General features: G+C 41.5%; 12 protein-coding genes. 6 read left to right on the top strand and 6 right to left on the bottom strand.

The genetic code is table 11. From position 1 onward, the window contains the following. Nucleotide 1: 1 nt before the first annotated feature. The 5 genes from dut to ATK78_RS10805 are packed head-to-tail and all read right to left on the bottom strand — an operon-like array spanning nucleotide 2 to nucleotide 4,355. Nucleotides 2–433 carry a dUTP diphosphatase gene (gene dut / locus ATK78_RS10825; protein WP_133576100.1) on the bottom strand — a complete coding sequence of 144 codons (432 nt, stop codon included), beginning with the start codon at nucleotides 431–433 and terminating at the stop codon, nucleotides 2–4. Continuing rightward, entirely contained in the window at nucleotides 430–1,929 is a 1,500-nt protein-coding gene (locus ATK78_RS10820) for a lipopolysaccharide biosynthesis protein (protein WP_133576099.1), read from the bottom strand. The genes dut and ATK78_RS10820 overlap by 4 nt, the downstream gene beginning before the upstream one ends. Next, nucleotides 1,930–2,208, bottom strand: a complete 279-nt coding sequence (locus ATK78_RS10815) for an acylphosphatase (protein WP_317126199.1) — start codon at nucleotides 2,206–2,208, stop codon at nucleotides 1,930–1,932. Nucleotides 2,209–2,230: 22 nt separating this feature from the next. After that, nucleotides 2,231–3,175, bottom strand: a complete 945-nt coding sequence (locus ATK78_RS10810) for an NAD(P)H-dependent flavin oxidoreductase (RefSeq protein WP_133576098.1) — start codon at nucleotides 3,173–3,175, stop codon at nucleotides 2,231–2,233. A gap of 1 nt (nucleotide 3,176) precedes the next feature. Further along, nucleotides 3,177–4,355 (bottom strand): amidohydrolase family protein, encoded by a 1,179-nt coding sequence (locus tag ATK78_RS10805; RefSeq protein ID WP_133576097.1) that lies wholly within the window; start codon nucleotides 4,353–4,355, stop codon nucleotides 3,177–3,179. Nucleotides 4,356–4,430: 75 nt separating this feature from the next. Between ATK78_RS10805 and ATK78_RS10800 the strand changes: the two genes are divergently transcribed. From ATK78_RS10800 to ATK78_RS10775, 6 genes are all read left to right on the top strand, one after another. Further along, complete coding sequence (locus ATK78_RS10800; RefSeq protein WP_133576096.1) at nucleotides 4,431–5,120, top strand: helix-turn-helix transcriptional regulator; 690 nt, start codon at nucleotides 4,431–4,433, stop codon at nucleotides 5,118–5,120. A gap of 74 nt (nucleotides 5,121–5,194) precedes the next feature. After that, on the top strand, nucleotides 5,195–5,692 hold the full coding sequence (locus tag ATK78_RS10795; RefSeq protein WP_133576095.1) for a DinB family protein: 498 nt from the start codon (nucleotides 5,195–5,197) through the stop codon (nucleotides 5,690–5,692). Nucleotides 5,693–5,778: 86 nt separating this feature from the next. Then, entirely contained in the window at nucleotides 5,779–6,834 is a 1,056-nt protein-coding gene (gene rluF, locus ATK78_RS10790; protein ID WP_133576094.1) for a 23S rRNA pseudouridine(2604) synthase RluF, read from the top strand. Between the two features lie 30 nt (nucleotides 6,835–6,864). Further along, entirely contained in the window at nucleotides 6,865–7,914 is a 1,050-nt protein-coding gene (gene rlmN, locus ATK78_RS10785; protein ID WP_133576093.1) for a 23S rRNA (adenine(2503)-C(2))-methyltransferase RlmN, read from the top strand. A 181-nt stretch (nucleotides 7,915–8,095) separates the two neighbouring features. Beyond that, nucleotides 8,096–8,794: a ComF family protein gene (locus tag ATK78_RS10780; protein ID WP_133576092.1), complete on the top strand. Its 699-nt coding sequence runs from the start codon at nucleotides 8,096–8,098 to the stop codon at nucleotides 8,792–8,794. Between the two features lie 28 nt (nucleotides 8,795–8,822). Further along, complete coding sequence (locus tag ATK78_RS10775; RefSeq protein ID WP_133576091.1) at nucleotides 8,823–10,235, top strand: hypothetical protein; 1,413 nt, start codon at nucleotides 8,823–8,825, stop codon at nucleotides 10,233–10,235. Nucleotides 10,236–10,561: 326 nt separating this feature from the next. Here the strand turns inward: ATK78_RS10775 and ATK78_RS10770 are convergent, their stop codons facing one another. Beyond that, a complete protein-coding gene (locus ATK78_RS10770) occupies nucleotides 10,562–13,330 on the bottom strand; it encodes a PAS domain S-box protein (protein WP_133576090.1) in 2,769 nt (922 codons plus the stop codon). Between the last annotated feature and the right edge of the window lie 13 nt (nucleotides 13,331–13,343).

The following is a 13,343-nucleotide window of genomic DNA, read 5'->3' as shown; positions in this document are numbered from 1 at the left end:
TTTATTTTCCTGTATGTCCGTAACCACCAGCACCACGGGCAGTATCGCTTAGTTCTTCTACGGCAGACCAGCTGATGGTTTCGTGCCTCGCAATAACCATCTGTGCAATCCTGTCGCCATTATTCACTACAAAATCAGTATCAGAAAGATTAACCAATAGCACTTTAATCTCTCCGCGGTAATCGGCATCGATCGTTCCTGGTGAATTTACAATGCTGATCCCGTGCTTATAAGCCAATCCGCTGCGCGGACGGATCTGGGCTTCATATCCTACCGGCAGTTCAATGTGTAAACCAGTTGGAATCAAAACCCGCTGTAAAGGTTTAATGGTGATTTCAGTTTCTGTAAAAGCGCGCATATCCATACCGGCAGCATGTGCGGTTTCGTACTGAGGCAATGGGTGTCCGGAGTTGTTGATGATGTTTATGTTCATTTTTTAAATAATAAAGTTTTCAATTCGTCCTTTTCAAAGTAAAATACCCCGGCAAGGAAAGCAATCAGCAAGGCATTGCCAATATAAATATTTCTGTTAAACACCCAAAAGGAAAGAACAACAAGTATAACAGAAACAAGCAAATAAGCAACAATCCGTTTCAGGTTATAGGGTATCGGATAGTATTTTTGTCCCAAAACGTAAGAGATCACCATCATCACAAAATAAGCCAGCATAGAAACCCATGCAGAACCCATATAGCTGTACTTTGGAATCAAAATAAAATTTAAGGAGATCGTGATCAAAGCACCAGCAACAGAAATGTACAAGCCAAAACGGGTTTGATCAGAAAGCCTGTACCAGATGGAAAGGTTCATATAGATCCCCAGGCAGACATAACCAAACAGCAGGTACGGAACAGCAGGCAGACCAACCCAATACTCAGCAAGATGCGCCTCGTCCCTGCTGATGAAAGATTTCAATATTTCAATATTTGCAATCAGGGCAACAAACAATAAAGCCAGTGCAATTACAAAATAATGAAGGATAGTAGCATATGTCTTTTTTGCATCCGCCTGCTTTGCATAGCTGAAAAAGAAAGGTTCAGCGCCCAGCCGGAAAGCCGTAATAAAGATGCTCATGAATATAGCGATCTTACAAACCGCCCCATAGATCCCTACAGCCTCATCAGAAATACCATCAGGCAACAAGTCGCCCAGCACGATCTTATCCAGGTTTTCGTTCACAATAAAAGAAAGATTTGCTACCAAGATTGGCCAGGAATAGGAGAACATCTTTCCAAACAGTTCGCGGTCAAATTTAAGCTGCAATTTTAAAAATTCAGGAAGCAGAAGGACAAGCGTAACCAAACTCGCAATCAGGTTGGATATAAACACATAACCCACCCATTTACCCTGATACCAGGAAGCAATCCAGCCAGACATTGGCCAATCGTGCTTAATGATCAAAGGTACCACGAAAAGGAAAAACAAGTTAAGGCCAACAAAGCAGCCAATATTTATAAACTTCAACAGACTATATTTAAACGCCTTGTTTGCAGCCCTTAAACCTGCAAAAGGGATCACACAGATCGCATCAACAAATAAGATCCAGATAAAGAATTGCACATACTGCCTGTAATCAGCAAGCTGCTCGGCATTTGAAGACAAATAAACGGAGATCGGGCCAACAAATATCAGCCCGGTAACCAGAAAGAGTATCGCAATAAACGCAATGCACAAAAAAGAATTGTTATAAACCTCCTGCTTCTTATCTTCATGCTTGTTCAGGTACCTGAAATAGGTACTCTCCATGCCAAAAGCCAGAATGGCATTAATAAGTGATGCCCAGGCATACATCTTCGTAAAGATGCCATAAACCCCCGAAGCAAATTCACGGGTAAAAACCGGGGTTAATATAAAATTAAAGAGCCTGGAAAATACAGTACTAATACCATATACAGCAGTCTGGCCTAAAAACTTTTTTATTACAGACATTTACTTTTTAATAATTTCAAAATTACGATAGTTCTTCAATTCTCCGGGTGTAACTTCAACCAATTCAATTTTTGAACGGTCGGGACCTTCATGGCACCACTCCACAAACATCTCCAGTAACGTATCGTCACCTTCAGCTTCCAGGTACAGGCTTCCGTCTTTCTGATTCCGTGCAATGCCGCGAACACCCATCTGATCGGCAACCGCCTTAGTAGTCTGCCGGAAAGAAACGCCCTGTACCTTCCCTGTTATTTTTATATCGATGTGTCTTATTTCCATATTGGATAATTGGATCTCTCCATTAAAACTTTAGTAAACTTAACTTTTCTTTTTCTGACAAGAACTCATTCCAGATACTGCTCAGTATATCTGCTGCAGGTTTTATGCCGGTAAGCATGGCAGAAACCTGTCCAATCTCCAGCTCTCCCTGTTCCATATCGCCTTCAAACATACCTAATTTTGCTCTTGAACGGCCTAAAAGCTGCATCAGTTTTTCAATTCCTGCCCCTTCAGCTTCTGCCTGGGCTACCTGATCGGCAAACTCATTTTTAAGCAGCCGTACCGGAACCAATTTCTTCATCCGCAAACGGGTATCCCCCTCTGCAGCAGCAACAACCCGGTTCTTAAAATTAATATGGGCAGAAGATTCTTCAGCAACCGCAAAAGCAGAACCTACCTGAACCCCGTCTGCGCCCAAAGCAACAGCAGCAAGCATTGTTTTTCCGCTGCCAATTCCGCCCGCGGCAATTACAGGGATCTTAACGGCCTCCTTAACTAAAGGAATTAAACACAAGGTAGTGGTTTCTTCCCTCCCATTATGCCCGCCAGCTTCAAAACCTTCAGCAACAATGGCATCAGCACCACATGCTTCAGCCTTAAGTGCAAACTTAGTATTTGCCACCACATGTACTACAGTTATTCCGCGTTCCTTTAAGTGGCCCGTCCAGGTTGACGGGTTTCCGGCAGAAGTAAAGACAATCTTTACCTGCTCTTCTACGAGGATCTGGATAATTTCAGACACATTGGGATATAATAAAGGAACATTAACCGCAAACGGTTTTGAGGTTGCAGCTTTACATTTTTGAATGTGGATCCGTAAAACATCCGGATACATAGAGCCCGCACCAATAATGCCTAGCCCGCCGGCATTAGACACTGCTGCCGCTAACTTCCAGCCGCTGCACCAAACCATACCGGCCTGGATAATCGGGAATTCAATATCAAAAAGTGTCCTGATCCTATTCATCTTAAAATAAACGTTTCATCCAGTCGCCCAAAACCAGCATGCCATTTGTTTCTGTAAACCCGATTAAGTTGATCCCTGGCCGTTTACCAATGGCCAAACTGCCATATCGTTCAGTTATCCCCAAAAACGCCGCGCCATTTATCGTAGCCCAGCGGATCAATTCATCTAAAGGTACAGCAAAATGTTTCGATAAGGTCTGCATCTCGGCAAAGATACTGAGCCTGCTGTTACTGGCCAGGCTATCCGTACCTAAAGTGATCCGGAGTCCGGCTTCCCGAAGCATATTTACGTCAGGCAGCCTGTTCTCTATGTATAGATTCGCATTTGGACACAAACACCAGTATAACTGATCATGCGTGCTTTCTGCAATGCAAACATCTTCTTTAGTTGTAAACGTATTATGAACCAGCAAGGTCTTTTGCCTGGGAGATAAAAAAGGCAAGATGCTTTGTAAAGAAGTTTTGCCAGATGGCTGATAAAACCCGATATCTAAACCTAAAAATTCATAGAGACCCAGAAAAGCTCCTTCCTTATGCTCAAAGAACAGGTTTTCATCAGCAGTCTCCTGGTTATGAATGCTAACCAGCGCATCCGTTTCTTCCGCTATGCGCTTAATTTCCTGAAAAAGTTCTGCAGAAACAGAATAAGGGGCATGCGGAGCAATAGAAACCGGCTGGTCATTAAACTGGTCTCTAAACTCAATAGCCCTGCCAATGGATGCTTTAGCCGTGGCCGGATTAAAACCCATCGTTTCTATAAACGTATGATAATAAGTAGGGCTTCCGGTCTTCGCACTTTTTGATACCAGTTGATTGGAAATATCAGCAACAGCTACAATTCCATTCTCAAACATTTCGATATCTGCACGGAGCATTGCCAGATCTATCGCATATTCATCCGAGGTACGCATTTTCATCACGGTCTGCACAAACTGCGGAAGCCCGGTATGCTGTGCAATGCTGCCCCGAAGGTGTGATAACTCTAAATGACAATGCGTATTTACAAAGCCTGGAACCAATATACCTTCATATTGCTTAATTTCAGCTATTTGTTGGTCTCTCGCCTCATCTGCTGTCAATACCGCATCAATAGTTCCGTCTGGAAGAAGCCCAAGTACGCCATTTTTTAACGGCGGACCGTTTAACATATGGACATAAGAAGCAGAAATATAAGATACCATAAATGCAAAGAAAAGGATTTTTCACAAGCATCAATAAATAATTATGTTTGTAAAGCGTAACCTCAATAAACAGATATGAACCGGATCGACAGGCTTTTTGGAATACTTACTCTCCTTCAGTCAAAAAAATATGTGACTGCAGACAAAATTGCTGAACAATTTGACATCAGTATCCGTACCGTTTACAGGGATGTGAAAGCCCTTTCAGAACAAGGCATCCCCATTAGCTTTGAACAACCAAAGGGATATTTCATTGTACAGGGATATTTTCTGCCGCCAGTATCCTTTAACTCAGAAGAAGCCAACGCGCTATTGATTATGGAACGGCTGGTAGAGGGTTTTGCCGATAAATCCATCCTCAGCCATTACAGAAGTGCTTTAAACAAGGTAAAAGCAGTACTTAAAGGATCACAGAAAGAAAAACTGGAGCACCTTAACCACAACATTAAACTGCAGCTGCCAGAATGGGTAAAAAATGAATCCGAGCATCTTTCCAGCCTCCAAAATGCAATTACTTCCAAATGCATCATTGAAATCGAATACAAGAACAACAGTAGCGAAAGCAGTAACAGAGAGGTAGAAGCCATTGGTTTAATATTCTACGCCTACAACTGGCATTTAATTGCCTGGTGCCATTTAAGAAATGAATACCGCGACTTTAGGGTTTCCAGGATAGTTAAAGTTAAACACCTGGATATTCCATTTCGAAAAATAGAACACATGCCGCTGAGTGACTATATGAAAATACTTCCGGTTAACTATTAATTTAGCACCAGAAAACAGACTGCCATAGGGTTGTCAGTAAAGCCCGGTTTATTTGTAGTACAAAACAAATAATCATGAGCTTAATAAAAATGTACTTCAAAGAGTTATCAGCAGAATCGATAACCACCCGCAAAATGTTAGAACGTGTACCTACAGAACTTTTCGGCTGGCAGCCACACGAAAAAAGCATGACCGTTAAAAGACTGGCCACACACCTGGCCGAACTTCCCGGATGGATCAGCATGGCCATCAGTACGGATGAACTGGACTTCTCAAATAATATGTACCAGCCAAAAGAGCTCAATACATCTGAAGAATTACTCGATTATTTTGAAGAAAGCCTCGTTGATGGCGCAAGTAGTCTGCAGGAAGAGTATGAACTCATTTTAGAAAAACCGTGGACCATGAGAAATGGTGAAGAGATCTACTCCACACGATCCAAATCAGAAGTGATCAGAATGAGCCTGAATCAAATTGTTCACCACAGGGCTCAACTAGGTGTCTATTTACGCTTGCTAAATATTCCAATTCCTGGCAGCTATGGTCCAAGCGCAGATGAGATGAGCTTCTAAAAGCCACAGCTTTATCATATTTTGATAGTATATATGGGTATTAATTGATTTCTTTGTAAAAATATTCAATTAATACCCATAACCACATGTCTGATTCTACCACCCGATTAAATAAATACATTAGTGAAAGCGGCCTTTGTTCCAGAAGAGCTGCAGACAGATATATAGAGCAGGGCAATGTATATATTAACGGCAAGAAAGCTAAGGTAGGCGACAAAGTGTTTTTTGGGGATATGGTAACCGTAAATGGTCAAACCATAGAACCACAGGCGGTAGACAATTCGATTCTTATTGCCTATAATAAACCAGCTGGCATTACCAGTACCACAGAAGCCGGCGTTAAAAGTAATATTGTTGATCATGTAAACCATAGCGAACGGGTTTTTCCGATCGGACGTTTAGATAAAGATTCACAGGGCCTCATCTTTTTAACAAACAATGGTGATCTTGTCAATAAGATCCTTCGCGCAGGTAACAACCATGAGAAAGAGTATATCGTTACCGTTAGCAAACCATTAACCGAAGCCTTTTTAAGCGGTATGGCTAAAGGAGTTCCTGTTCTTGGCGTAATGACCAAGAAATGTAAGGTGGTTAAAGAAAGTCCATTTGTATTTAAGATTACGTTAATTCAAGGCTTAAACCGCCAGATTAGAAGAATGTGTGAGCATTTTGGATTTGAAGTAACCAAACTGGAGCGCGTAAGGATCATGAATATTGGATTAAAAGGCATTCCCCTGGGCGAATGGCGCGAGCTAACGCCAGAAGAACTTACGGATATCTTTAACATGGTGGCCAAATCAAGTTCTTTGGAAAGTGCATCAGCACCAAAAAGAGTAACCAAAAAACCAAAAGCAAAACCAGAAGAAGAAGATATTTCAGAAAATGTAACCCCGAAACGCAGATCTGCAGCGCCAAGAAAAGCATATGGTAAATCTGCTGCATCCGTAACCCGGGCAGACAGACCTGCAGGCGGCAAAGGCAAATCTGCACCAAAATCGGCAGCTAAACCTTCAGGCAGTTTTAAAGCAGCAGCGAGTTCAACCGACTGGAATAAAACCAACGGCCCAAGTAAAAGGCCGGTAAAGCCATCAAAAGGCAGATCTGGAACCCCAGCAGCAAAAACGAGAAGCCCAAAGCGTTAATCAAGCATTTTTACTTAACTTTGTAGCCAAATGACTCCTACAAAGAAAATAGACATCCGTTCTCTTGATCTGCCTCAGCTGCAATCGCACTTTATTGCAATGCAGGAGCCTTCTTATAGGGCCAAACAAGTTTATCAATGGCTCTGGGAAAAGTCTGCCCGCAGTTTTTCAGAAATGAGCAACCTGTCTAAAGACCTTAGAAGCAAACTGGATGAAAATTATGCCATCAATGTTGTAGAAGTCAATAACTCCCAGTTCAGCAACGATCACACCATCAAAAATACATTCAGACTGTACGACGGAAATATTGTTGAAGGGGTACTGATCCCAATGGATGAGCGCATGACGGCCTGTGTAAGTTCACAAGTAGGCTGCAGCCTTACCTGTAAATTCTGTGCAACAGGCTATATGGACCGTAAAAGGAACCTCAATGCCGATGAAATTTATGATCAGGTGGTATTGATCGATGAACAGGCCAGGAAAAATTACAATGCCCCATTAACCAATATCGTATATATGGGAATGGGCGAGCCGCTGCTCAACTATGCCAATGTCATGAAATCTATTGAAAGGATTACGGCGCCAGACGGGCTTAATATGTCTTACAAACGCATTACCGTTTCAACAGCCGGAATCTCAAAAATGATTAAGAAACTGGGTGATGACGGTGCTAAATTTAATCTTGCCCTATCCCTTCACGCAGCCAATGACAAAAAGAGAAATGAAATTATGCCCATCAATGAGCACAATTCATTAAAGGCATTGGAAGAATCATTGAAATACTATTTCTCAAAAACCAAGAACCCGGTAACCTACGAGTATATCGTTTTCAATAACTTTAATGACGAGATTGCAGATGCCATGGAACTCGCTAAATTCTGCAAACATGTACCCTGCAAAGTAAACCTGATCGAATATAACCCGATACAGTTTGCCGACTTTATCAATGCCGAAGGAGACAAGATCGATGCCTTCTCCAATTACCTCAAAAGCCAGGGTGTAACTACAAATATCAGAAGAAGCCGGGGCAAGGACATTGATGCCGCATGCGGACAACTGGCAGTTAAAGAGCAGAACTAAAATCACGTCTTCCGGCCTGCATGCTCCGGCCTGACACACAATGAACTTAAGGCGATTTGTTCTCACGTTCTCACGTTCTCCGGTTTATGGCTTATGGTTTACAGCGTTGCGAAACCAGGTTTCTTTTAAATACTGCTGATTTAAATCACCAGTGAAGCAATAAAAATAATTAAACTAGCCAATGGGCATAGCTAATTATTTATTACAGGACATCATCAGCCTCTTATTTCCAAATCTGTGCAGCGGCTGCAACAGGCAGATGTATCATGGCGAATCATACATTTGCAGTAAGTGCCTGCATCAAATTCCATTTACAGATCATCATCAGCATGCAGACAATGCAGTAGCCAGGCAATTTTGGGGCAAGTTTCCTTTCCATGCAGCAATGGCCATGCTCTATTTTAGAAAGGGGGCCAGGGTGCAAAATATAATCCATCAATTAAAATATGGAAATCAGCCCAAACTAGGTGTCAAATTAGGAGCACTGATTGCCGAAAGATTACAGTTATCACCATTTTATGAACAGATAGACCTGATCGTTCCGGTCCCCATGCACAAAAAGAAAGAAAGACAGCGTGGATACAATCAAAGTCTTTGCATTGCCCAGGGCATCTCTGCAGTTTTAAAAGTCCCGGTAAACACAACGGGTCTGATCAAAAAGAACAAAACCGAAACACAGACCAGCAAAGGCAGATATCAACGGTATGAAAACATGAAAGCCGTATTTACTGTGGCAGATCCTATTATATTTACAGACAAACATATCTTATTGGTCGATGATGTGATCACTACCGGTGCAACTATCGAAGCCTGTGCACTTGAACTGATCAAAATTCCCGTTAAAAAATTAAGTATTGCAGGTGCGGCCTTTGCAGAATAAGTAAATTTTGCATCTTTGTTTAATGTGCTTGTCTTATTCGATTTCAAAACAGTTTGTTGTTGCATTAAAGGCAATTACAATACCTGCAATGCTCATGATGGTGGGCATGATCAGTTCCTGCAATAAGGCCGAAGAAATTACAACAGACAAAAGCATCAAACTGGCATTCTCATCAGACACCGTACTGTTCGACACTGTATTTACAACGGTAGGTTCCGTAAATAAAAGGATTAAGGTGTACAATACCAGCCAGAAAACCATCAACATCAGTAACATCCAGCTAAGCGGAGGATCAAGCTCCTACTTTAGCTTAATCATCAATGGCTTCCCGGTAAACCAAAAGACCAACACAGAAGTTGCAGGAAAAGACTCTATCAATGTTTACATCAAAGTAACCATCAATCCCAATAACCAGAACCAGCCATTCATTGTACAAGACTCCATCTTGTTTAGCATCAATGGAAATAAGCAATCTGTACCCTTAATTGCATACGGCCAGAATGCTGTATTTATCAACGATCAGGTGATCAACAAAAATACGAACTGGACCAATACCCTGCCCTATATCATTTACAAATCGGTAACGATAGCTGAAAACACAACCCTAACCATACAGCCCGGTGTAAAAGTACTGTTCCACGGCAATTCGGGCATGCTGGTTAAAGGATCTTTACGCGCATCAGGAAATGTATCAAACCCCATTTTATTTTCCAGCGACCGCCTGGAAAGCGAGTATGAAGAACTATCCGGACAATGGAACGGCATTCATTTTTACAACAGCAGCACAAACTCCGCCATCGGCTATTCGCTGATTAAAAATGCAGTAATCGGGATCACCTCAGATTCATTGTCAATAAATAGCAGTCCAAAACTGATCCTTTATAACAGCATCATCAAGAATATGGAAATAGCTGGCTTTATAGGTTATAAAACGGAACTGGATGCATTCAATAACCTGTTTCACAATACAGGTCAGTATCTCCTGTACGGCGTTGGCGGCGGACGGTATAACCTCAAACAGAATACCTTTGCAGGCTATAATTTTAATTTCCCACGCCAAACACCAGCATTGTATTTTTCAGACCAAAATGGCAGTGTCTCTTCCACGCTCAACCTCGAAATCGTAAATAACATCATCTGGGGAACCCTGACAGAAGAATTTTTAATCGAAAAAAAGACAAGTTTAATACCTGAACCAATCCTTCAAAATAACCTCATCAAAACCAACCTGCAAACCTATGCCGGAAATGGGAATTTGCTCAACACAGATCCTGGCTTTTTTGATTTTAGCAGAAACAACTTTACCCTTCAGGTAAACAGCAATGCAGTTCGTAAAGGAAAAGACCTGAGCAATGATCCTTATTTCAACAGCATGCTCAGTAAAGATCTCAATAACTTAACCAGATCATTCCCTTCAAGCCTTGGATGTTACGAACATTAATGAAAAAAAATCACAGTAATGATAACAAATCGCATATGCACTCGTTAATATTGATGAGAGCGTTAATTTAGATGGTAAGGGTCGATATTTTCTTCATAGAGATATCGGCCCTTTACTTTTTGAAAAAAAGTATTTTTAACACATTGCTAAAAGAACCTGCTAAATCGTATTAACAAAATAATCTTTCTCAAATCCAAAAAAATAATACATTTTACTTTGGTAGTTCAAAAATATTTTGTTCCTTTGTCTTGAGAGCGTTAATTTAAGGGTCGATAATTCCATTCCCATGGAACATCGGCCCTTTATTTTTTTAAGGAAATTTGAACTTATTTAGAAAAATACGAATGGATTACTTCCCTGATCTCTTCCGGCTTAAAAGGCTTTAAAATGTGCCCGTTCATCCCAGACGCTTTAAATTTAAGTTCCTCATCCTGAAGTGTCGAAGCAGTCAAAGCAATGATTGGAACAGACTTAAAATAATCGCCGTCTAAATCTCTAATGAGAACAGCAGTTTCAAAACCATCAATCCCGGGCATCTTGATATCCATAAAGATCAGATCGTAAACTTTTTTCATAACCATGTCTATTGCCTCCTGCCCATTAGATGCAAAATCAAGATTAAATCCCCATTTACTGAGAATCCGGCTGGCAATCAAAATATTGATCTCATTGTCGTCAACGACCAGAATATGCTTATCCTCAAATGAGACCTGATTTTTTGAAAGGTCAACCTTTTTTGAATCAGCCATTAGCTTTTTAAAACAGATTGAAAAAGAAAATGTAGTTCCAGCGTGTTCTTTACTCGTAACCACAATATCCGAAAGGTACAGCTTCAGCAGCTTTTTCGTAATGGCCAGACCAAGTCCTGTACCCCCGTATTTTCGGGAAATATCGGTTTTGGCCTGCGTAAAGGTCTCAAAAATGTAAGAGAGCTTATCTTCAGGAATCCCGATCCCGGTATCACTAACTTCAAAATCAATATTTATATCGTCTGCGCTCTCCATGCCAGCGCTGATTGACAACGCTACTTTACCGTAACCGGTAAATTTAATCGCATTGCCCAGCAAATTCATCAGGATCTGATAAAGCCTGGTTTGATCGCCCAGAACAAGCTCAGGAATTCGTTCATCCACATAAAGATCCAGAACATTCCCCTTAGCGGCCGCATTAACCTGCAGCGAATTGACACTGTCAATAGCCAGGGTTTTGATGTTAAAGGGAACAGATTCCAGTTGCAGGTTTCCGGTTTCGATCTTCGTAAAATCTAAAATATCGTTAATAATATGAAGCAAATTCTCAGAAGAGAACTTCAGGATATTCAGGTCAGCGATCTGCGATTCCTTAGGATCGTTGTCAATCAGCAGATGCGTCATCCCAATAACGGCATTAAGCGGTGTTCTGATCTCATGGCTCATCACCGATAGAAACATTTCTTTAGCCTCACTCAACTGAAGCGCCTGTTCTTTTGATTCCACCAGCTCTTTCTCAATCTGCTTGCGTTGGGTAATGTCTGTGATCAGGTCAATCTGACGCTCAACTTTTCCCTTATCATTAATGATCGGTGTATTCGATACCGATAACCAAACCGGTTCTCCAGCCTTTGTCGTTGCCTTAACCTCAATAGCATACGACTCCCTGTTCTTTGTCTTATCCCTTGATGATTCAATCAGGTCCCGCTGCGTCTCATCTTTAGAAATTACATTACCAAGCTGATTACCCTGCAACTCATCCAGCGTATAACCAATTAGCCGCTCTAAAGATTGGTTTACCCAGGTCGTATGGCCATATTCATCAGAAATGTTAACACCGGTATTCGTTTTGCTGGCAACCAATGAAAGGATTTGAAGTTCTTCCTCAGCCTTTTTCTTATCAGTGATATCCAGGATGATCTCTACTTCAATATCTACCTCACCGTCATCATTAAGTACCACAGTATTATAAATAGACAACCAGATGGGCTGTTTATCTTTTCTATACGACAACAGGTCAACCGTAAAGGATTGATTCTGCTTCGTTAGTTCCCTGGCTCTTTCAAGCAGATCTAAATCCGTTTTAGGTCCGGCAATCAGGTCGCCCAGGCGCTTGCCCTTTAAATCCTCCAGGGTAAAGCCTGTTATCTTTTCAAATGCCGCATTAACCCAGGTTACATGGTTGTTCGCATCATTGATTACAATCGCATTGTTTACCTTACTGGCAACAAAAGAAAGCTGCATCAGCTCATTTTCTACCCGTTTACTTTCCGTAACATCACGTCCGTAGGTATACCAGCGCCCCTCCTTAGCAACCATATTCCAGCTTAACCAGCGTACAATACCGGTTTTACTGACAATACGAAAATCGACATTGAAATTCTTGACCTTATTTGCCAGCCCATCCTCAACAACCCGGATTACCCGTTCAATATCCTCACGCTCACAAAATCCCCACATGCTTAAACCTACAGCTTCTTCTACACTGTATTCCAGTATATTCGTTACCGCATCGTTAATGAACAGGATCTTTCCGCTATAATCAAGGATACAATGAATTTCAGGAGAAACAGTCGATAAATTGAGCATCTCCTCAAAGCGTTTGGACTTCGCTTCCAGGTCGGCCGTTTTCTTCTTTAAGGTCAGGTGGGTAATGATCTCTTTAGATAAGGTATCCAGTCCCCTTCTCTGCTCATTGGTAAGTACCTTCGGCACCACATCACACACATAGATCATACCCAATTTAAAGCCCTGCTCATCCAGTAAAGGAGTTCCGGCAAAAAAACGGATATTCGGATCAGAAGTCACACTCGGATGCAGCTTAAACCGGTCATCCTTAAATGTATCACTCACCTCCAGAAGACCATCCCCCTGGATCACATAATTGCTGAAAGAATTTTCACGGGATACAGATCTGAGGTTCGTTCCGATGACAGACTTTAAAAAAAGCAATTGTTCATCAACCAGTACAATTCCCGCAATGGGCACATTACAGATCAGGGCAGCAAGCTGCGTAATATTATCGAACTCATCCTCATTGGGCGTGTCCAAAATATTATACCGATGCAAGGCGCTTATACGGTCATCTTCATTGGTTGATGAATTTCTATTGCTCTCTGATAACATTTATAACTTTAAA

The sequence above is a fragment of the Pedobacter metabolipauper genome (assembly GCF_004362715.1).
In the GTDB taxonomy this organism is placed as follows: Bacteria; Bacteroidota; Bacteroidia; order Sphingobacteriales; family Sphingobacteriaceae; genus Pedobacter; species Pedobacter metabolipauper.
The sequence above is the reverse complement of the archived record's forward strand: the minus strand, read 5'-3'. Positions and strand labels throughout refer to the sequence as shown.